General features: G+C 34.0%; 14 protein-coding genes, 1 tRNA gene and 5 pseudogenes. 19 read left to right on the forward strand and 1 reads right to left on the reverse strand.

Annotated features, from left to right (window positions below; genetic code table 11):
- The first annotated feature begins 55 nt into the window (after window positions 1-55).
- The 13 genes and pseudogenes from JCM7501_RS06810 (at window position 56) to JCM7501_RS06870 (ending at window position 14,276) form a co-directional block, all read left to right on the forward strand.
- Window positions 56-130 (forward strand) — tRNA-Glu (locus tag JCM7501_RS06810).
- Between the two features lie 146 nt (window positions 131-276).
- Window positions 277-2,626 (forward strand): annotated as a pseudogene (gene spoIIE, locus JCM7501_RS06815) (stage II sporulation protein E).
- A gap of 202 nt (window positions 2,627-2,828) precedes the next feature.
- A pseudogene (tilS, locus tag JCM7501_RS06820) lies at window positions 2,829-4,221 on the forward strand (tRNA lysidine(34) synthetase TilS).
- Window positions 4,222-4,225: 4 nt separating this feature from the next.
- Window positions 4,226-4,769, forward strand: a pseudogene (gene hpt / locus JCM7501_RS06825) (hypoxanthine phosphoribosyltransferase).
- 71 nt (window positions 4,770-4,840) lie between these two features.
- Window positions 4,841-6,676, forward strand: coding sequence for an ATP-dependent zinc metalloprotease FtsH (gene ftsH, locus JCM7501_RS06830; protein WP_028992084.1), 1,836 nt, complete (start codon window positions 4,841-4,843; stop codon window positions 6,674-6,676).
- Window positions 6,677-6,848: 172 nt separating this feature from the next.
- Window positions 6,849-8,232, forward strand: a pseudogene (locus JCM7501_RS15860) (ATP-binding protein).
- Window positions 8,233-8,257: 25 nt separating this feature from the next.
- Window positions 8,258-9,925, forward strand: a complete 1,668-nt coding sequence (locus tag JCM7501_RS06840; RefSeq protein ID WP_028992082.1) for a formate--tetrahydrofolate ligase — start codon at window positions 8,258-8,260, stop codon at window positions 9,923-9,925.
- Between the two features lie 10 nt (window positions 9,926-9,935).
- On the forward strand, window positions 9,936-10,301 hold the full coding sequence (locus tag JCM7501_RS06845; RefSeq protein WP_012995986.1) for a hypothetical protein: 366 nt from the start codon (window positions 9,936-9,938) through the stop codon (window positions 10,299-10,301).
- A 251-nt stretch (window positions 10,302-10,552) separates the two neighbouring features.
- Window positions 10,553-12,103 (forward strand): acyl-CoA carboxylase subunit beta, encoded by a 1,551-nt coding sequence (locus JCM7501_RS06850; protein WP_028992081.1) that lies wholly within the window; start codon window positions 10,553-10,555, stop codon window positions 12,101-12,103.
- A 12-nt stretch (window positions 12,104-12,115) separates the two neighbouring features.
- Window positions 12,116-12,382, forward strand: a complete 267-nt coding sequence (locus JCM7501_RS06855; protein ID WP_028992080.1) for an OadG family transporter subunit — start codon at window positions 12,116-12,118, stop codon at window positions 12,380-12,382.
- Between the two features lie 13 nt (window positions 12,383-12,395).
- Window positions 12,396-12,791 (forward strand): DUF2118 domain-containing protein, encoded by a 396-nt coding sequence (locus JCM7501_RS06860; protein WP_028992079.1) that lies wholly within the window; start codon window positions 12,396-12,398, stop codon window positions 12,789-12,791.
- A gap of 140 nt (window positions 12,792-12,931) precedes the next feature.
- On the forward strand, window positions 12,932-13,459 hold the full coding sequence (locus JCM7501_RS06865) for an ECF transporter S component (protein ID WP_028992078.1): 528 nt from the start codon (window positions 12,932-12,934) through the stop codon (window positions 13,457-13,459).
- A gap of 49 nt (window positions 13,460-13,508) precedes the next feature.
- Window positions 13,509-14,276 (forward strand): type III pantothenate kinase, encoded by a 768-nt coding sequence (locus JCM7501_RS06870; protein WP_028992077.1) that lies wholly within the window; start codon window positions 13,509-13,511, stop codon window positions 14,274-14,276.
- 6 nt (window positions 14,277-14,282) lie between these two features.
- Here JCM7501_RS06870 and JCM7501_RS06875 read toward each other — a convergent pair whose 3' ends face one another.
- Window positions 14,283-15,392, reverse strand: coding sequence for a GerAB/ArcD/ProY family transporter (locus tag JCM7501_RS06875; RefSeq protein WP_028992076.1), 1,110 nt, complete (start codon window positions 15,390-15,392; stop codon window positions 14,283-14,285).
- Window positions 15,393-15,487: 95 nt separating this feature from the next.
- Here JCM7501_RS06875 and JCM7501_RS06880 point away from each other — a divergent pair, with 95 nt between their 5' ends.
- The 6 genes and pseudogenes from JCM7501_RS06880 to JCM7501_RS06905 all read left to right on the forward strand — a co-directional run bounded on the left by JCM7501_RS06880 (window position 15,488) and on the right by JCM7501_RS06905 (window position 21,100).
- Window positions 15,488-17,023, forward strand: coding sequence for a spore germination protein (locus tag JCM7501_RS06880; RefSeq protein WP_028992075.1), 1,536 nt, complete (start codon window positions 15,488-15,490; stop codon window positions 17,021-17,023).
- A 1-nt stretch (window position 17,024) separates the two neighbouring features.
- Window positions 17,025-18,215, forward strand: a complete 1,191-nt coding sequence (locus JCM7501_RS06885) for a Ger(x)C family spore germination protein (protein WP_028992074.1) — start codon at window positions 17,025-17,027, stop codon at window positions 18,213-18,215.
- Window positions 18,216-18,219: 4 nt separating this feature from the next.
- Window positions 18,220-18,444, forward strand: a complete 225-nt coding sequence (locus JCM7501_RS06890) for a hypothetical protein (RefSeq protein WP_028992073.1) — start codon at window positions 18,220-18,222, stop codon at window positions 18,442-18,444.
- A gap of 118 nt (window positions 18,445-18,562) precedes the next feature.
- Window positions 18,563-19,087 carry a hypothetical protein gene (locus JCM7501_RS06895; RefSeq protein WP_013150855.1) on the forward strand — a complete coding sequence of 175 codons (525 nt, stop codon included), beginning with the start codon at window positions 18,563-18,565 and terminating at the stop codon, window positions 19,085-19,087.
- Window positions 19,088-19,091: 4 nt separating this feature from the next.
- Window positions 19,092-19,998: pseudogene (locus JCM7501_RS06900) on the forward strand (quinate 5-dehydrogenase).
- Window positions 19,999-20,011: 13 nt separating this feature from the next.
- Window positions 20,012-21,100, forward strand: coding sequence for an NAD(P)H-binding protein (locus JCM7501_RS06905; RefSeq protein WP_028992071.1), 1,089 nt, complete (start codon window positions 20,012-20,014; stop codon window positions 21,098-21,100).
- Window positions 21,101-21,251: the final 151 nt, after the last annotated feature.

Raw genomic sequence — 21,251 nt, forward strand, 5'->3', positions numbered from 1 at the left:
AAAATTTATCGTTGACAAGACATAAAAATATGATAAAATAGATAATGTCCTTTGTGGCCCCGTGGTCAAGTGGTTAAGACACCGCCCTTTCACGGCGGCAACACGGGTTCGAATCCCGTCGGGGTCACCATTTATATTTTGAGAAATAAAATGTCGCATTGGGATGCGATATTATTTTTTATGTCGAAAGAAAAATTACAAACATATCAAAAATTAACAAATAAAACCATCACCTTAATGGTATAATTTAGAAAAAACAAGAGGTGGTGGTTTTTTATGCAAAATATAAATATTTTACCTTATAAAAGAGTTATAAAAACTCCCTTGACAGAAAATACACCAAGAAATCTTTATAAAAATATTCAACAAATTATATTATTGTCAGTTATAAGCTTTTTTATAGCGCGAGCTGTTATTTTCAATAGTCTTTTGCCTTTCGGCATTGCTTTTTTTGCAACTCTTTTAATGTATAAAAAGCGATATTTTTTAAGTGGAATAGGAGTATGGTTGGGGATATTGACTTTGCCCGATGTCAATAGTTTTAAATACCTTTTAGCCCTTATTTTGGTTTTTTTAGTGGAGGGGCTTTTAAAAGTTAAATCTCAAAATATTATTAAGGCCTCTTTGATAACTTTTATTTCACTTTTTAGTGCAGGCCTTATCTTCAGCTATATATACGACTTTTTGCTTTTTGACATTATAATGAGTTTATATGAGTCTATTACTGCAATGTTAATGGTTTTTATTTTTAACCACGCTGTTTCATTTATTTTGAATATAAACAGAAAAATTGTTTCCAATGAAGAGTTGATATCTTTGAGTATATTTATAGGGCTATTTATTCTAGGAATGAATCATTTGAATGTGTGGAAATTTACTCTCAATGGGATATTAGGGATATTTATAATACTTTTAGCTTCTTACATAGGTGGGGTGGGAGTAGGAGCAAGTATCGGCACGACTATAGGACTTATTGGGAGCTTATCTTTTTTCAAATGCCAGTCTCCATAGGACTTTTTGGATTTGCAGGCTTGTTGGCTGGCAGTTTAAAAAATTGCATAGAATTGGAGTTATTATAGGCTTTTTGACTGCCATTTTTATTATTACATTTTATGTAACTTCAAGTATAGATATGCTTATAAATCCTTATGATATTGTTTTAGCTTCTTTAATGTTTGCAGCGCTTCCTAAGAAATACATAGTAAAAGTAGAGGAAATAGTAAAAGGCAATAAAAAATTAAACAATAGAAATTACAATGAAAAATTAAAAGAGGTAGTGACAGACAAATTAAAGGAGTATTCTCAAGTATTTGAAGAGCTCTCTAAAAGTTTTAAACAGGTAAATGAAAAGATACTAGACCACAAAGATATTTCTTATTTGTTTGAGGAAATTGCCAATAAAGCTTGCACTCAATGTGTTATGTATAAATCTTGTTGGGACAAGGAATTTTACAATACTTATAAAAGCCTGTTTGAATTAATAGAACATCTTGAAAAAAATAGTAGCATTGAAGACAATAAAATTTATAGAAAATGTATAAGATTTTCTGAGCTTATAAGTACGACTAAATATTATTTGGGTATTTACAAAATAAGCATGCAATGGAGAGAAAGGCTAAAAGACGCTAAAGGTCTTATTGCTACTCAGTTGAAAGGAATTGCTGATGCAATATCTAATATGGCCAGTGATATTAGCATGAATGTCACTTTTAAAGACGAATTAGAACAAATAATGATGGTGGAATTGGATAAAAAGGGTATACCCGTAGAGGATGTATTAATTTATGACGCGGGAGATGGAAATATTAACGTAAAAATATACAAAAGGGCATGTATTGCGAAGGAATGTGACAAAAAGATTGCTCCAATTGTGTCTGAAATTATGGGGGAAAGATATGAGAGAAAAAGTAGGTTATGTGCAATAGACCACAATGGAAGGTGTGTAGTTACCTTTACAAAAGCAGAAAGTTTACAAGTTTTGACAGGTATAAGCAGAGTTAGCAAGTCAAAAAACAAGATTTCTGGAGATACTTATTCTTTTATGGACTTAGAAGATGGAAAATACATGGTAGCTTTAAGCGATGGAATGGGGATTGGATATAAAGCGGCTGCAGAGAGCAGTACTACCATTTCTTTGCTAGAAAAATTTATTGAAGCAGGATTTGATAAACATTTAGTTATTCAAACGTTAAATTCTATTTTGGCTTTACGGTCTGCAGAAGAAATGTTTTCTACCGTGGATATAATGTTTTTGGATAAATTTACCGGAGAGACAGAATTTATCAAGATTGGTTCTTGCGCTACTTTTATAAAAAGGGGAAATGAGGTGGAAATTATAGAATCCAGTTCTTTACCCATTGGAATTTTGGAAGATATCGAAGCAGATATCCATGAAAGAAAATTAAAAAATGGAGATTTTGTGATTTTGGTTACTGATGGAGTGTTGGAGTGTTTTGAAAAAGATAAAGAAATAGAATTTTCAAGGTTAATCAGTGAAATTGACACGAAAAATCCTCAGGATATGGCAGAAGCGTTGATAAAAAAATGTTTGGAATTGTGTGATAATACGCCTAAAGACGATATGACAATTTTGGTTTCAAAGATATGGAAAAAGTATAAAAGTTAATAGAATGGAATAACCCTTCCACAATGTGGAGACAATATATCGAGGTGATTTAGGGAAAGGCTTTGTGGAAGGGTTTTTGTATCTGTAATTATCTGATGTAGAGGAAAGTTAGTTCTTTTTTGAAAAAGAGGTTTGATTTAAAAATTAAGATGTTATATAATCATTATATAACTTAAGTATATATCGCTTAAGGGGTTAAGAAATGATTGATAAGGTTATTTCAACAGTTAAAAGATATAAAATGATTAAGGAAAATGATAAAATTGTAATGGGAGTTTCCGGCGGACCCGATTCTTTATGTATGCTGGATATTTTATACAATTTAAAAGATTTATTTAATCTTAAATTGTATGTAGTACATGTAAACCATATGATAAGAGGAGAAGAGGCTCGAAGGGACGCGCAATTTGTTGAAAATATATGCCGCAAATTGAAACTCCCATTTTTTATTTGAAAAGGATGTAAAAAAAATAGCCAAAGAAATGGGATATTCGGAAGAAGAGGCTGGACGATATGTGAGGTATCAGGCTTTTGAGGAAGTATTAAAAGAAGTTAAGGGTAATAAAATAGCAGTAGCTCATAATAAAAATGATGTAGTGGAAACGGTTTTTTTAAATTTAATAAGGGGTGCTGGAATGACAGGCCTCATTGGAATAAAACCGGTAAATGGGAATATAATAAGGCCTCTAATTGAAATAGAAAGAAAAGAAATAGAGATATACCTTAAAGAAAAAGGCTTAAAACCAGCACTTGATTTTACAAATTATGAGGATTTATATAAAAGAAATAAAGTAAGGCTTAAATTAATTCCCTTTATAAATGAAACTTTTGAAGTGGATATAATAAAAAATATCTATAGGATGGCAAAAATTATTTTAGAGGAGAATGATTATTTAGAAAAAGAGTGTGAAAAGATTTTTAATGAGGTTTGTTATTTTAATCAAGAGGAAATTTTTGCTGATATAGAAAAACTGAGGGTACAGCACCCCGCTATACAGCGGCGCTTAGTAAGACTTATGTACCAAAAATTAAAAGGAGATATTTATGGACTAGAATACATCCATGTAGAGGATGTTTTAAGCCTTTTAGACAAACCAACTTCCTCAAAAATTAATTTGCCCTTTGAAATTGGGGCTTTAAAAAGCTATAATAATCTTATAATGAGAAAAGTAAAACAAAAAGAGGTCAAGACTTTTTGGGCAAAATTAAATATTCCCGGAATCACTAATATAGATGGCATTGGTCAATTTAAAACTACTGTTTTAGGGATTGAAGAAGTAAAAAAACTTGATATAGGGAAATACACAAAATTTTTTGACTATGATAAAATACAGAAAGATGTAGTAATTAGAAATAGGCAAGCAGGTGATGTTTTTTCCCCTCTTAATATGGGGGGAAGTAAAAAACTAAAAGAATTTTTCGTTGACGAGAAAATACCCCGCGAAATAAGAAATAGCATTCCTTTATTGGCCATAGGCAATGAAATCGTATGGGTGGTAGGGTATAGAATGAGTGATAAGTTTAAAGTAGATAAAAACACAAAAAAAGTCCTTGTTATAGAATATACCAAAGAAGAAAATAAAAAAGGAGGTTAACTTTATGTCGAGTATAACACAAGATATACAGGAGATTTTAATTACGGAACAACAATTAAAAGAAAAAGTAAAAGAGTTAGGACGAATGATTACAAAAGACTACCAAGGGAAAGACCTTGTTCTTCTTGGGGTTTTGAAAGGGGCAATAATGTTTATGGCGGATTTGTCTCGAGCGATAGATTTACCTTTATCAATAGATTTTATGGCTGTTTCCAGTTATGGTTCTTCTACTCGGTCTTCTGGAATAGTAAAAATAATTAAAGACCACGACATAAACATTGAAGGCAAAGATGTGCTCATAGTGGAAGATATTATAGATAGTGGTTTGACGCTTTCTTATTTAAGAGAGACTTTATTAGGAAGAAAGCCCAGAAGTTTAAAAATATGCACTATTTTAGATAAACCTGAAAGAAGAGAGGCAGATGTCAAAGTAGATTATTGTGGCTTTAAAATTCCTGACAAATTTGTAGTAGGGTATGGATTAGATTTCGATGAAAAATACAGGAACCTTCCCTTTATAGGGTTTTAAGCCGGAGCTATACAAATAATTTGGTTTTTTAAAGGAGAGATGATATTATAGATTAAAGGTAGTTGGACTTGTTGGAAGGAGGGGCTTTATTTGAAGGATAATAACAAAATAATTAGAAGCATAGTTCTCTATTTATTAATATTTATAGCTATTTACGCAATGGTACAATTATATTCTCAAAGCGCCGAATCAATAACCGATATTGATTATGGACAGCTAATAAAATATATTAATGCCAACCAAGTAAAAAGCATTACCCTTGTGGGTAATGATGTCAAAGGGGTATTGAAAAATGGCACCGAGTTTAAAAGCCGTGTGCCAGATGTAACAAACTTTATGAACTTTGTTAATCCCTATATTTTACAAGGGAAACTGGACTTCAAAAGTGAACCGCAGGTAGGCCCGCCATGGTGGGTTCAAATGCTTCCTTCCCTCTTTTTAATCGTAATTTTCATTATATTGTGGTATATTTTTATGCAACAGGCACAAGGCGGGGGAGGAAGCAAGGTTATGTCTTTTGGAAAGAGCAGAGCAAGGATGGTTACTGATAAGGATAAAAGAGTGACTTTTAATGACGTGGCGGGAGCAGATGAAGAAAAGGAAGAGTTGCAGGAAATTGTTGAATTTTTAAAATATCCCAAAAAATTTCTTGACCTTGGAGCCAGGATACCAAAAGGAGTTCTTTTGGTAGGACCTCCAGGTACTGGTAAAACTCTGCTTGCAAAAGCTGTGGCAGGAGAAGCGGGAGTACCGTTTTTTAGCATAAGCGGTTCTGATTTTGTAGAGATGTTTGTTGGGGTAGGTGCTGCAAGGGTAAGAGATTTATTTGAACAAGCCAAAAAGAATGCACCTTGTATTGTTTTTATTGATGAAATAGATGCAGTAGGAAGGCAAAGGGGTGCAGGTTTAGGCGGTGGACATGATGAGAGAGAGCAAACACTAAATCAGTTGTTAGTTGAAATGGATGGTTTCAGTGTAAATGAAGGCATAATTGTTATTGCTGCAACAAACAGGCCAGATATATTAGATCCTGCACTACTGCGACCAGGAAGATTTGATAGACACATTACTGTAGGTATTCCTGATATAAAAGGAAGAGAAGAAATTTTGAAAATACATGCTAGAAATAAGCCTTTAGCTCCAGATGTGTCATTACAGGTATTGGCAAGAAGAACCCCTGGCTTTACTGGGGCTGACCTGGAAAATCTTATGAATGAAGCAGCGCTTTTAGCAGCAAGGAGAGGGCTTAAGCAGATAACTATGGCGGAGCTGGAAGAGGCTATAACGAGAGTAATAGCAGGACCTGAAAAGAGAAGCAGGATCATGTCCGAAAAAGACAAAAAATTGGTGGCATACCACGAAGCTGGTCATGCTGTTGTTGCGAAACTTTTGCCAAATACTCCTCCTGTTCATGAGGTTACCATAATTCCAAGAGGCAGAGCGGGAGGATATACTATGCTTCTTCCTGAAGAAGATAAATATTACATGTCAAAATCTGAAATGGTGGATGAAATAGTTCATCTTTTAGGTGGACGCGTGGCAGAAAGCTTGGTGTTAAATGATATAAGTACGGGTGCACAAAATGACATCGAGAGGGCTACAAGTATTGCAAGAAAGATGGTTACAGAGTATGGCATGAGTGATAGATTAGGGCCTATGACCTTTGGCACTAAAAGTGAAGAAGTGTTTTTAGGGCGTGATTTAGGAAGAACGAGAAATTACAGTGAAGAAGTAGCTGCAGAAATTGACAGAGAGATAAAGAGAATAATTGAAGAAGCCTATAAAAGAGCGGAATCACTCTTAAAGGGAAATATTGAAAAGCTCCATAGAGTGGCAAAAGCTCTTATTGAAAGAGAAAAACTTAATGGAGAAGAGTTTGAAAAAGTATTTAACGGTGAGGATATAGAGGGGGTGCAGTTTGCATAAAATACCAAATAATGTATAAGTCTTTGGGCTTATACATTATTTTTTTAAAAATTTTTAGTTAACAATAAAAAAATTATTGATAAGAAGGAGGATTTTTCTACTTTAATGTCTAATTATATTAGTGGGCCTAAGGGTTTTGAACGAAAGATGAGGGAGACAAAGGGGGACAATCATGAAAGCGAACAAAACTTTTGCTACAGATAAAAATTCCTTGCAGTGGATATGCAACCTTTTAAATAATGCACACGATTTTTTTGTCTTAAAAGATTTAAATGGTAAGGTAATTCATATAAATAAAAGACTCCTTGAAACATTAGGTTATACTGTTGATGATGTAGATGATTATGATCATTTTTTTATCACATATTGAAATACAAAGAAATAGGACCTTATGAAGATGGGCTTATTATAGAGCTTACGGCAAAATACAATTTAAAAATGTCTTTTAGCATAAAATTTAGTCCTATAGCTAACAGTGTGGGAGATAAAATAGCTTTTTTAGGATTTGTTAAACTTCGAAGCTATCAGAAAGAAAAACCCGGCGATTATATTGATTTTTTCAAACATTCAACAGACATAATGGATATGACAGAAGAGGGTGTTGTGATAGTTGATAATAAGTTTAACGTGGTCTACGTGAATAACAGAGCATGTGAATTATTTGGTGTTAAATATACGAAATTCATAAATGCGAAGTTTACGGACTTTTTGAGAAAATACAAACCGGATGCTTCAGAAAATAATTTAATTAACGGAGAAAAAATTGTAATTTCCTCAAAGGGAAATTGTGATGAAAGAGTGCTTTTACTAAAATACGGAAAGTTAAACGGTGGTCATTGGAAAACTATCATTGTGAAGGATATAACAGAAGATTTAAAATATCAGAAGTTAATTGAGCAAACTGAAAAATACACAATTGCTGGTGAATTTGCTGCCACAACCATTCATGAGATAAAAAATTCTTTAACTTCTGTAAAAGGTTTTATACAACTTTTACAAGCCAAACATAAAGAAGTTCTACTTATTATGAAACTATTTTAGACGAAGTGGATAGGATATTAGTTTTAATAAAAAATTACCTTGGTATAGTAAGAAACAGTGAAGAAAAAGGAGAAACTGAAATAGACATTAATGGAGTTATAAACCAATATTTACTTCTTTTTGAAGCAGAGACTGTACACAAAAAAATAAAAATAGAAAAGAGGCTTGGCGATATTCCTCCTATAAAAATGGATAAAAATCATCTGAAGCAGCTTATTTTAAATGTAGTTCAAAACTCGCTTCATGCTATTGGAGAGAATGGTAAAATAATATTAGATACAAGATATTACCCTCTTAAAAAGAAAGTGGTAATAAGAGTTGTCGATAATGGAGGCGGTATAGAGAAAAAATATTTAAAAAAAGTTACTGAGCCTTTGTTTACAACTAAAAAAGAAGGAACAGGACTAGGACTTGCTATTTGCAAAAGTATTGTGGAGCTGTACAACGGGGATATTAAAATTTTTAGTAAAAAAGGCAAAGGTACACTCGTAAAAATAATTTTAGGTGAAAGATAAAAGTAAAAGCTGGAGGGGAAATTTTATGAAGTCTGATATTGAAATAGCTCAAGAAGCGAAAATGTTACATATAAGAGAGGTTGCAAAAAAGTTAGACATTGATGAAGACTATTTAGAATACTACGGAAAGTATAAAGCAAAAGTTTCTCCTGCTTTATGGGAAAAGATAAAAAATAGAAAAGATGGTAAGCTTATTCTTGTCACATCTATAACTCCCACCCCTGCAGGCGAGGGTAAGACTACACTTACGGTAGGATTAGGCCAGGCTCTTGCTAAAATAGGTAAAAAAGCTATGATAGCTTTAAGAGAGCCTTCGTTAGGACCTTGTATGGGAATAAAGGGCGGAGCAGCTGGGGGAGGGTATTCTCAAGTTGTACCTATGGAGGACATAAATTTGCACTTTACGGGAGATTTACATGCGATTACTGCTGCTCATAATTTATTGGCTACGATGATAGACAATCATATTTACCATGGTAATGAACTCAATATTGACATAAGGACTATTACATGGAAACGGGCTATGGACATGAATGATAGGGCTTTAAGAGAAGTAATAGTAGGACTTGGAGGAAAGACAAATGGATATCCGCGGCAAGACGGATTTATAATAACAGTAGCTTCAGAAGTAATGGCGATTTTGTGTTTAGCGCAAGATTTGATGGATTTAAAAAGAAGAATTGGTGATATAATAGTGGCTTATGATAAAAATGGTAATCCAGTAACTGCAAGAGATTTAAAAGCTGATGGAGCTATGGCAGTCCTATTAAAAGATGCTATAAAACCTAATTTAGTGCAAACTATTGAAAACGTTCCAGCATTTGTACATGGAGGACCTTTTGCAAATATTGCTCATGGATGTAATAGCTTAATTGCTACTAAATATGGTTTGAAATTGGCAGATTATCTTGTAACAGAGGCGGGATTTGGTGCGGATTTAGGGGCTGAAAAATTCTTTGATATAAAGGCTCGCTTAGGAAGATTAAAACCCAATGCTGCTGTTGTTGTTGCAACTGTGCGTGCCTTAAAAATGCATGGTGGTGTAAAAAAAGAAGATTTGCAAAAAGAAAATGTTGAAGCAGTGAGAAAGGGAATTGAAAATCTTGAAAAGCAAGTTGAAAATGTAAGAAAATTTGGAGTGCCAGTTGTTGTAGCACTTAACAGGTTTATCTTTGATACAGAGAGAGAAATTGACGAAGTAAGAAAGGCTTGCGAAAATATAGGTGTAGATATGGCGGTAGCAGATGTTTGGGAAAAAGGAGGAGAAGGTGGGATAGAGTTAGCTGAAAAAGTTGTTAAAGCTTGTAGCATGCCTTCTGACTTTCGCGTTTTGTATGATGAGAATTTACCAATCAAAGATAAATTACACAAGATTGCCACAGAAATATATGGAGCGGATGGAGTAGAGTATACAGCTTCGGCTTTAAAAGATATTGCTAATATTGAAAGATTGGGATTAGATAAGATGCCTATAACTATCGCAAAGACTCAATATTCACTTTCAGATGATCCTAAACTATTAGGCCGTCCAAAAGGATTTAAGATAACGGTAAGAGAATTGAGGGTTTCAAAGGGTGCGGGTTTTATTGTAGCGCTGACAGGAGATATAATGACAATGCCAGGACTTCCAAAACATCCTGCTGCAGAAAATATAGACATTGATAAAAATGGAAAAATAACAGGGCTGTTTTGAGGGAGGATAAATGAAAAGAGAAATATTGGATATACAAAATTTATCACAGGCAAAAAAAGAACTTAGTCAAATAAAGGCTGAAGAAGTTTCTATAGATATTATGGCGCCAAAAGCTGTTTTTAGAGTTGTCAAATTATTTGATGTGCATCCAGCTGCTGCTAACATAATAAAGCAGGAGATGCTAGCGATAGGAGGAGAAACAGCTGTAGCGAGAGGTTGTGTCAATATGAGCGTTGAAAAATCTGATATTATTATAATGGGAACATTAAAACAATATAAAAAGCTTTTGGCGAAACTTAAAATGCAAAAAGGTTATTTTGGGCTTAATGAAATTATAGAAGAATTAACAGACATTATTGAGGAAATGTCTAAATAGGCGGCAAAGAGATATTCTCTTTTGCCGCTTTTTAATAAGGAAAAATTTTGAAACCTGCATAAAATTTTGCAGATTATATATGAAGTTTTATCTAAGTTTCCAGAGTGGAAAGAAAAGTTTATAACTTTTTCTAGGGTAGAGATTAAGGGATTAAATTTATTGTGTATTTGGAAAGTATGTGGTATATTATTTTAGTAGGTACTAATAATAACTGCTGCTAGTTGATATAGTAAAGTTTAAGGAGGAGTTATATGAGTGTTCATGATATGATAGAAGAGCTAAAAAGAAGAAAAGAGAAAGTTTTAGAAGGTGGGGGAGCTAAGAGAATAGCTGTTCAGCATGAAAAGGGTAAACTAACTGCAAGGGAAAGGATACATAAGCTTCTTGATAAGGATAGCTTTGTAGAAATAGACCCTTTTGTAGAGCATCGCTGTTATGACTTTGGACTTGAGAAGCAAAAATATCCTGGAGAAGGAGTTGTAACTGGCTATGGTACAATAGATGGCAGATTAGTTTATGTGTATGCGCAGGATTTCACTGTACTAGGAGGGTCATTAGGGGAGTACCATGCTAAAAAGATAACAAAAGTTATGGATATGGCGATGAAAATGGGAGCGCCTATAATAGGGCTTAACGATTCGGGAGGTGCTCGCATACAGGAAGGTGTTGATGCGCTTTCTGGTTATGGTAACATATTTTACAGAAACACTTTAGCTTCCGGTGTCATACCGCAGATATCAGTAATAATGGGGCCAAGTGCTGGAGGTGCCGTGTATTCGCCCGCATTAACAGATTTTATTTTTATGGTGGATAAAACCAGTCAAATGTTTATAACTGGTCCACAAGTCATAAAGGCTGTAACTGGAGAAGAAGTGACTCTTGAAGAGCTAGGAGGTTCAATAACTCACTGTAGAGTAAGTGGCGTTGCCCATTTCAGAGGTCCAAATGATGAAGAAGTTCTCAAAATGGTGAGGAATTTGTTAAGTTATTTACCTTCTAACAATTTAGAAGACCCACCACAATACCAAACTGGAGATGACCCCAATAGAATTTCCCAAAAACTTATGGAAATAATACCAGATAATCCCAATAAACCTTATGACATGAAAGAGTTAATAAAGGAAATAGTTGACAATGGGGAATTTTTAGAATCACAAGAGATGTACGCAGAAAATATTATTACAGCTTTTGCAAGACTTAATGGAAAGACTATAGGAATTGTGGCTAATCAGCCAAGAGTATTAGCAGGAGTACTTGACATAAATGCTTCCTATAAAGCGGCTAGATTTATTCGCTTTTGTGATGCTTTTAATATACCTATACTTAGCATAGTGGACGTGCCTGGATTTTTGCCAGGGACAAATCAAGAATATGGTGGGATAATAAGACATGGGGCAAAAATGCTTTACGCTTATTCTGAAGCAACTGTTCCTAAAATTACTTTGATTGTAAGAAAAGCTTACGGGGGAGCTTATCTTGCTATGTGCAGCAAGGATTTGGGAGCTGACATAGTATTTGCATGGCCTACGGCAGAGATTGCGGTGATGGGTCCAGAAGGGGCAGCAAACATTGTCTTTAAAAATGAAATCAGCGAGGCAGAAAATCCTGCAGAAGTGAGGCAACAAAAGATAAATGAGTACAGGAATAATTTTGCAAATCCGTACAGAGCAGCAGCCCGCGGCTATGTAGATGATGTAATTTTTCCTTCGGAAACAAGGCCAAGACTCATATCAGCTTTTGACATGTTATCAAGCAAAAGGGAGAGTCGCCCTCCTAAAAAACACGGTAATATACCTCTATAGGGTGGTGTTTTTATGGATTTTTTAGATTTTTTGAAAAGAACGTTTAATAATGAAAATAACAAAGAAGAAGAGAAAGTAAAAAAAGAAAAAAGAACAGACAAATATGAAAAAAACGAAGAGGAAACTGAGCTTGTTGCTGCAATTACAGCGGCAGTAGCTTTGTATTTACAAGCTGATACCAGCACTTTTTACGTAAAATCCATACTGAGACTTCCAGATACTGCTTCCGTTTGGTCTAAAGTAGGACGATTGGAGCAAATAAGGACAAGATTAAATTGAGGGAGGAATTTTTGTGAAAAAATTCAAAGTCACTGTAAATGGGAAAGTGTATGAGGTTGAAGTGGAAGAGATAAAAGATAAAGAGGAAACTCCTAAGATAACTCAAACGGCAATTCTTTCACAACCTAAATTAACACAAACTCAAGAGATTTCACAACCGGTTTCGAAAGCAGAAGCTTCTTCTATACCAAAAGGTTCTAAAGTAATTTCTGCTCCTATGCCAGGTACTATTCTTGATGTGAAAGTTAAGGAAGGCGACAGGGTAAAGAGGGGAGATGTTGTAGTGATTTTGGAGGCTATGAAAATGGAAAATGAGATAATGGCACCTGATGAAGGGGTTATAGTGAGCATACATGTTTCTAAAGGTTCTTCTGTAAACACAGGGGATATGCTTGTGACTATGGACTAAAAATTTATTGATGAGTGAGGCTTTATTTGGTAAAATTAAGTTGCAGGTATCGTCTTCGAACCTGACAATTAATAAAAATTTAATATTGTTAAGCGTTCGGAACGGTATCCTGTAAAGGAACCGGAACGGAGGTGAGGAAAGTGCAAATTAAAGTGACTAGAGAAAGGAAAGTAGCAAAAATTTCTTTGAGACAGATAACTGTAGCAGGAATGCTGGCTGCGATATCCATGGTTTTATCTACCAGCGTTTTAGGATACATCCCTTTAGGCATTGCTAATGCTACTACAATGCATATACCGGCAATTATAGGAGGAGTATTAGAAGGACCTATTGTAGGAGCCTTTATAGGCTTGATTTTTGGATTGACCAGCTTCATAAGGCAAAACACTCCTCTTTTTGCTGACCCTGTAATTGCAATATTGCCCAGGGTTTTTATAGGGGTGGTAGCACATTATTTTTATAAGTTGACTAAAAATATTGGTATTGCAGCAGCTGCAGGGACGTTGACAAATACCATCGGAGTTTTGGGACTGGCAGTGCTTCTTAAATATCTGCCGTTTAAGGTTGCATTATTTGTAGCTTTAAAAAATGGTGTATTTGAAATTATTGTGGCTGTAATATTAACAACAATAATAGTAAAGCCTTTGAAAAAAATGCATGGTAAATAAAAATTAAAAGCAGTTCATTTGTCTGCTTAATTTTAAGAAGGTGATGATTTTGCTTTTAGCCTTTGATGTAGGGAATACTAACATTGTAATGGGCATTTATAAAGGGAAAAAGCTTCTACATTCTTTTAGAATATCCACTGATAAAAGCAAAACCTCTGATGAATACGGGTTGTTGATAAATCAGTTATTTGAATACAATGGTTTCAAGCTAAAAGATGTAGATGCTGTAATAATTTCTTCTGTTGTACCTCCTATTATGCACACACTTGAAGCAATGACTATAAAGTATTGTAATACCAAGCCTTTGATTGTGGGTCCAGGGATAAAAACAGGCATAAATATAAAGTACGATAACCCCAAAGAAGTAGGAGCAGATAGGATTGTAAATGCTGTTGCTGCCTATGAAATTTACGGAGGACCAGTCATAGTAATTGATTTCGGCACAGCTACTACTTTTTGTGCAATTTCTAAAAATTGTGAATATTTAGGGGGAATAATTGCTCCTGGATTGGCAATATCTGCCGATGCGCTTTTTCAAAGGACTGCTAAACTACCTAAAATTGAGCTTGTAAAACCGCCTACTGTTATTTGCAAAAATACAGTAGCTAGTATGCAGTCAGGCATTATATACGGACATGTTGGAATGGTGGATTATATTGTGGGCAGAATGAAAGAAGAATTTGCGCCAAACGCTTATGTTGTAGCAACAGGTGGTTTTGCAAGGATGATTGCAGAAGAGTCAAAAACTATAAACACAGTAAATGATATGCTCACTTTAGAAGGTTTAAGAATAATCTATGAGAGGAATGTTGACTGATTCCTCTCATTTTATTTTTCTGATTTTTGCAATGATATAAAGAACTATAGGGAAAAATAATTCAAACCAAAAGGCTTCAAAAGGGAAACATCTTTGTATGTAAGTGTACAATCCATCTAAATTTTCAGATACATTTTCTGCTAATGGGATTAACAAAGTAGCAAGAGGTAATAGAATAAAGCGATAGTCTGGAGTTTTTATTGTTTCAGCTAATCCTTTTGCAAAGAGATAAGTAAATATTACAATTTTAAGATAAATTCCCATTAACCACATTGCCATTACTAATGAATCAAACCGCTGTATGTAATCGCTAATTCTTATATTTCTCACCATTTCCAAAGCTGTAAATTGAAAGTTTGATGCAGTTTTTGCACCAAAAACTCCTATTGCTAAAACTCCCAACATCATGTTAAGAACTAATATTCCAAGGCTTATTATTCCGCCTTTTAAAGCCTTTTCTTTTTTAGAGATATAAGGAAATATAAAAAGTATTATTACCGTTTCAAGCATGTAAGCGGTAATGAGGAATGAGCCTATTAGGGGAGGTTTTATCCCGTTTTCAAGTATTGGGAGAAAATTTGTCATTTTAATTTTTGGAAGATTCAAAATAGTAACAAATGCCACAAGGAACATTCCAAATGGAAATAAAAGTTCATTTAATCTAACAATTGCTAAAAAACCTTTTGATATAGTGTACATTACTGATATTATCAAGACTACATAAAAAATTATTGGAGGAGTATGAGGCATAAAAGCATTGATCATAATCTCTATTAATTCTCTCATTACTAAAGAGATACCGTGTAAGATAAATAACAAATAAAGCGAAGCTATTATTTTTCCTATAAATTTTCCTGTTATTTTATCTACGTAGGAAAATAGCATTTCTTTTTTAAAGGTCATTGCCAGTTTATAATAAAAAACAAAGACAATGCTAGAGGTGAAAAAAGATATCACCACAGATATCCAAGAGTCTTGTTTTGCGACTAATGCTACAAAAGAAGGCAAAAAGACGTCTGCCGTTGATAGGACGATTGTAACTAATAAAAATATCAGTTGTTTTGTAGAAATTTTCTTCTCTGAAGTCTTTTCATATTGTCCTGTTCCTTTAAACATATCCGACTCCTAAATGTGTTTTTTTTTATTATTTGTCTAAAGCCAACATAATATTCTAAAAAAACTTGAAATAATAATATCTGGAGGTGTTTAAAATGCCCCATAAGTTGCCTGATCCGCAGTATGTAAAAGAAAATTATCAATATATGACTCTTAGCAAAGAATTAGAAGAAAATATATATATATTTCAAGTGTTTTTAAAAGGGAATAATGACATAGTTTTTAGGCAAATTAGCATAGGAGATAAAAAAGTTAAAGCTTTTTTAGTGTATGTAGATGGAATGGTAGATAAGTTGTTAATTACTCGAGATATTTTAGAGCCAATAATGATAGAGACAAGAAAGCTGAATAAAATCATATATACTAATGACCAACTCTTTAATTATATAAATGAATGTTTTATAACAATTTCAGAAGTAAATGTAAAAGATAAAATTGGAGATATAATAGACGACTTACTTTCTGGAGAGACAATACTTTTAATTGATGGAGTGGAAAAAGCCTTAATTATCTCTACAAAAGGATGGGAAGGGAGAAATATAGCTGAGTCTACTACAGAATCCTATGTAAGAGGTCCTAAAGAATCTTTTGTGGAGACTTTAAGAATAAATACTTCTATGCTAAGAAGGAGAATAAAACACCCTGATTTTGTAATTGAAAACATAAAAATTGGAAAGTATTCTAAAACAGATGTATCTATTGCCTATGTAAAAAGCATTGCTGATGATACAGTGGTACAAGAAGTTAAAAAACGACTTAAAAAAGTTCAAATTGATGGGGTTATTGATAGCGGCTATTTAGAAGAATTTATAGAAGATAATCCTTTTTCTCCTTTTCCACAAATAGCTCATTCTGAAAAGCCAGACAAGGTGACTGCAGAAATTTTAGAAGGGAAAGTGGCAATATTAGTTGATGGTTCGCCTTTTGCACTTACTGTTCCTGCAGTATTTGTACAATTTTTTCAGGCTGCCGAAGATTATTATGAGAGGTATTTCTTGTCATCAGCTCTTAGAATTTTGAGAATTGTTGCAATGGTGATTGCTCTTTTGTTTCCCTCTATATACATTGCAGAAACTACTTTTCATCAAGAAATGATACCGACGCAACTGGCTATTTCTATTGCTGCTCAAAGGGAAGGAGTACCTTTTCCAGCACTTTTGGAGGCATTATTCATGGAAATAACCTTTGAAATTTTAAGGGAGGCGGGTATAAGACTTCCTATGCAAGTGGGACAAGCAGTAAGTATAGTAGGCGGTTTGGTAGTTGGGCAAGCAGCTGTTCAAGCAGGACTCGTGTCTCCTGCAATGGTGATTGTAGTTGCAATGACAGGAATAGCTTCCTTTTCAATTCCTGCTTATAACGTTGCGATAACTTTTAGACTTTTGAGATTTATCATAATGATTGCAGCAGGAACTTTAGGCTTTTTTGGGATAATAATGGTGGTGATGATGATACTCGTCCACATGGCCTCATTGGAGTCTTTTGGAGTACCATACCTTTCACCTTTGACTCCAAGTAGGACACAAGAATTAAGCGATGTATTAATGAGAATACCTTGGTGGGCGAAGATATTAAGGCCCAAAACTATCCAAAGGAAAAATATTGTGAGGCAGGAGGATAAAAGAGGATAAGATGAAGAGATTTGTAATATTAATTTTGGTGGTTGCCATTTTACTTGCAGGATGTTGGGATAAAAGAGAAATAAATCAATTAGCTTTTGTACAAGGTTTAGGTATTGAAAAAGGGAAAGATGACATGATACATCTCATTGTGCAAATTTTAAAACCGGGTCTTATGGCAGCAGGAGGTGGTGGAGGTGGAGGAGGCTTGGGAGGAGGTAGTGCTATTGGTAAGCCCTATGCTGTTTTTCAAGCCAGTGGTGTAGATTTTGCAAAGGCTTTTGCTAACTTGAATAATAAATTGCCAAGGTTTCTTTTTCTGCAATATAACGAAATAATATTTTTAGATGAAAACTTTGCACGTTCGGGGATATACAAAACTTTAGATTTTATGACAAGAAATCCTGAGTTTAGGAGGACAGCTTATATATTAGTTGTAACTGGAGGAAACTTACAAGAACTCTTTGATTTGCCAAGTAGTGAGCAGCTTGAAAGATATCCTTATAGAGAAGTGTTGGGAATGATACAAAACCAACAAAATACTTCTTCTTCGTATGTATGTGATCTAAATGAGTTTATTGAGACGTTGGAGATTCCCAAAAAAGCGCCTATAGCAGGGCGACTGGAAATAGTAAAGAAAGATGGCAAAGCGACAGGACTGAAGATGGTAGGGTCTGCAGTCTTTAATAAAGACAAGTTAGTGGGATTTTTAGAGGAGCAAGATACAAAAGCTGTAATGATATTAAAGAATAAATTGAAAAGAAGTACATTGACTTTAGACAAAGGATTAAAAAGAGAAAAAGCACATATTTCTTTTGTAGTTACTAAAGCCCATACTGATATTATTCCTAAAGTGAAAAAAGGCAAAGACATTTCTTTTGATATAAAAGTTAATATAGAAACCCATATGAATGAGCAAGACAGCAAATATGATTTGACAGAGCCTAAAAATCTTGAAAAGCTTCAACTTTTAATAAATGGAAAAATAAAACAAGAGATAGAACACGCGCTTTTTGTACTTCAAAAGAAGTATAATGCGGATGTAGTAGGATTTATCAATATTTTGCACCAAAGGAATCCTAAACTATGGAAAGAAGTTGAAAAAGACTGGGATAAAATTTATCCTGAGGTGAAATTTAATGTGACAGTGAAATCAATTGTAAGAAGGACAGGTTTAACTTCTAAACCTATATATCCGAGGTGATTTTATGATTAAAATACTTGTTCTAACATTGATTTTTGTGATTATGTCATTGGCTGAAGTACCAGGTCTTGTAAGACAAAAAAAGATTAAAGAAGTTATTGTGTTTTTTGCCTTTTTGATTGTCGGCTACATATTAAATTTGCTCTACCTTTTAAATATACAAATTACCCCTACTAATAAAATAATTCAGTCTTTATTAAAACCAATTGAAAAATTTTGGGGACAATAAATCCAGAAAAGTATTTTATCTGGATTATTTTTCTTTTTGGTATTGAAATTTTTTTAAAAAAGTATTAAAATTGTAATTAATGTGAGCACAAAATGTGCACACTGGGGGTTGTAAATAAATGAAATTCATTAAAATTGGTGATAAGACTATAAATTTAGAGAAATTGCACGGCATAATAGATAAAATGATTGAAATGAGACAAAATGGGTTTTCACAGCAAGAGGTTGCTTCACGTTTCAAAGTTGACAGAAGTTTTGTTTCTAGACTAGAAAGTTTAGGTGAGGTTAGAAAAGGAGGAAGTATTGCTGTAGTAGGTTTTCCTATAAAGAATAAAGAAGAGTTGGAGATGCTTTTTAGAGAGTGGGGAATTAATTTTACACTTCTTTTGTCTGAAAAAGAGAGATTGAACTTGGCTGAAAATATGAGTGGTGTGGAGCTTTTTAACATGGTAATGGATTTAATTGCTAAAATTCAATCTCACGACGTGATAATTTTTTTAGGTTCAGACAAAAGGAGCCAGTTGGTAGAGGCTATATTTGACAGAGATATCATAACTATAAATATTGGACATTCTCCTTTGACAGAAGATGTATATGTTGACCCACAAATAGTGAAAGAAGTCTTAAGTTCTTTGAAAGGGTGAAAATATGAAAAAGGTGGTAAGCATAAGTATAGGTTCTTCTACAAGAAATAAAACGGCAGAAGCAGAGATTTTAGGAGAAAAATTCGTTATAGAAAGAATAGGAACTGATGGGGATTTAAAAAAAGCTATTGAACTTATTAAAGAGCTAGACGGGAAAGTTGACGCTTTTGGAATGGGAGGGATAGATTTATACCTTTCAGCAGGTAAAAAAAGGTATGTAATAAAAGATGCTTTGCCTTTAAAGAAGGCCGCAAGAATTACTCCGATTGTAGACGGCTCAGGACTTAAAAATACTCTTGAAAGAAAAGTAATAAAATACATACAAGAAAAAGGTATAGTCGATTTGAAAGACAAAAAAGTGCTTATTGTAAGTGCTATGGATAGATTTGGAATGGCTCAAGCTTTTTCTGAATTGGGAGCAAAGCTTATTATAGGGGATTTGATATTTGCTTTAGGTATTCCTATTCCTCTCCACTCTTTAAGGTTTTTATATGCCCTTTCTCTAGTTATTGTTCCAATTGTGGCAAGACTTCCGTTTGAAATGATATACCTACTGGAGAAAAACAACTCACCATAGATAGCAAAAAATACGAAAAATTTTACAAAGAAGCAGATATAATTGCTGGGGATTACTTGTTTATTAAAAAGTACATGCCTGAAAGACTAGATAGGAAGATAATTGTGACTAACACAGTTACACAGGAAGATGTGGAAATGATGAGAGAGAGGGGGTGGAACTATTAATTACTACTACCCCCAACATAAATGGTAGGTCTTTTGGAACAAATGTGATGGAAGGAGTTCTTGTGGCAATAGCTGGTAAAAAACAAGAAGAAATGACACCACAAGATTACGACCAACTTTTGGATAAAATAGGTTTTGAACCAAGAATAGAATATTTACAAAAATAGGGAGGTAATAAATATGCATAAATTTGGTTTTATAATACATCCTATAGAGTACGAAGATGTAAGCCGCAAGTTTAAAATAATGGAGAAATTTCCTAGAAGAGTTGTGGAAGGTTTTACAAGACTTCTTCCACCTATGAAAGTTTCCGAAATAACAGGGGTTAAAAGCAAATATGCTGAGACAGAAGGTTGGTTTGTAGCGGTTCCTTTGACCTCTGAACAAATGTTAAAATTGCCTGAGACTTATGTTTTAAATAAAATAATAAAAGCGGTAAAAATTGCAGAAGATTTAGGAGCTGAAATTGTAGGCTTGGGGGCTATGACCTCTGTTGTAGGAGATGCAGGGATAACAATTGCTAAAAATTCAAACATTGCTGTAACTACCGGCAACAGTTATACAGTCGCTACAGCAATAGAAGGAGCGGTAAAAGCAGCAGAGATGATGGGTAAAGATGTAAGAGATTCTCATGTCGTTGTAATAGGAGCGACAGGCTCAATAGGCAAAGTCTGTGCAGAGATTTTATCTAAAGATGCAAAGTACATGACACTTGTAGCACGAAATAAAGAAAAATTGCAAAATTTTAGAGACTATCTATTAACAAAAACGGGCATGTCTGCTCATATCACTTCAGATGTTAAAGAAGCCTTAGAAGACGCAGATATAATAATTACTGTTACAAGTGCAGTAGATACGGTGATAAAGCCTGAATATCTAAAACCTGGGGCTGTTGTTTGCGATGTTGCAAGGCCTAGAGATGTGTCAAAGGAGGTTGCGGATAAAAGAGATGATGTTTTAGTTATAGAAGGGGGAGTAGTAGAGGTGCCTGGTGATGTAGACTTCCACTTTAACTTTGGTTTTCCACCCAAAACAAGTTATGCATGTATGGCAGAGACGATGATTCTTGCTATGGAAGGACGAATTGAGAATTATTCTTTGGGACGTGATTTAACTGTAGAACAAGTGGATGAGATATCAAAACTTGCTAAAAAGCATGGGTTTAAATTAGCGGGATTTAGAAGTTTTGAGCGAGAGGTTACAATGGAAAAGATAGAATCTGTGAGAAAAAACGCTAAAAAGAGATTACAAGAATGGAATTTTGCATAATTTAGACTTGACTTTATTTGTTAACTGATTTATAATAATCCTCATGGAAAATTACACAAGCACTGCTTTGCAGTGCTTGTGTATTAATATTAACATAAATTTTATTATTGCCACATATGAATAAAATACAATTTTCAATATTTTATAAAAA

Origin of the sequence: Thermoanaerobacter thermocopriae JCM 7501 (genome assembly GCF_001310975.1) — a bacterium.
GTDB lineage: Bacteria > Bacillota > Thermoanaerobacteria > Thermoanaerobacterales > Thermoanaerobacteraceae > Thermoanaerobacter > Thermoanaerobacter thermocopriae.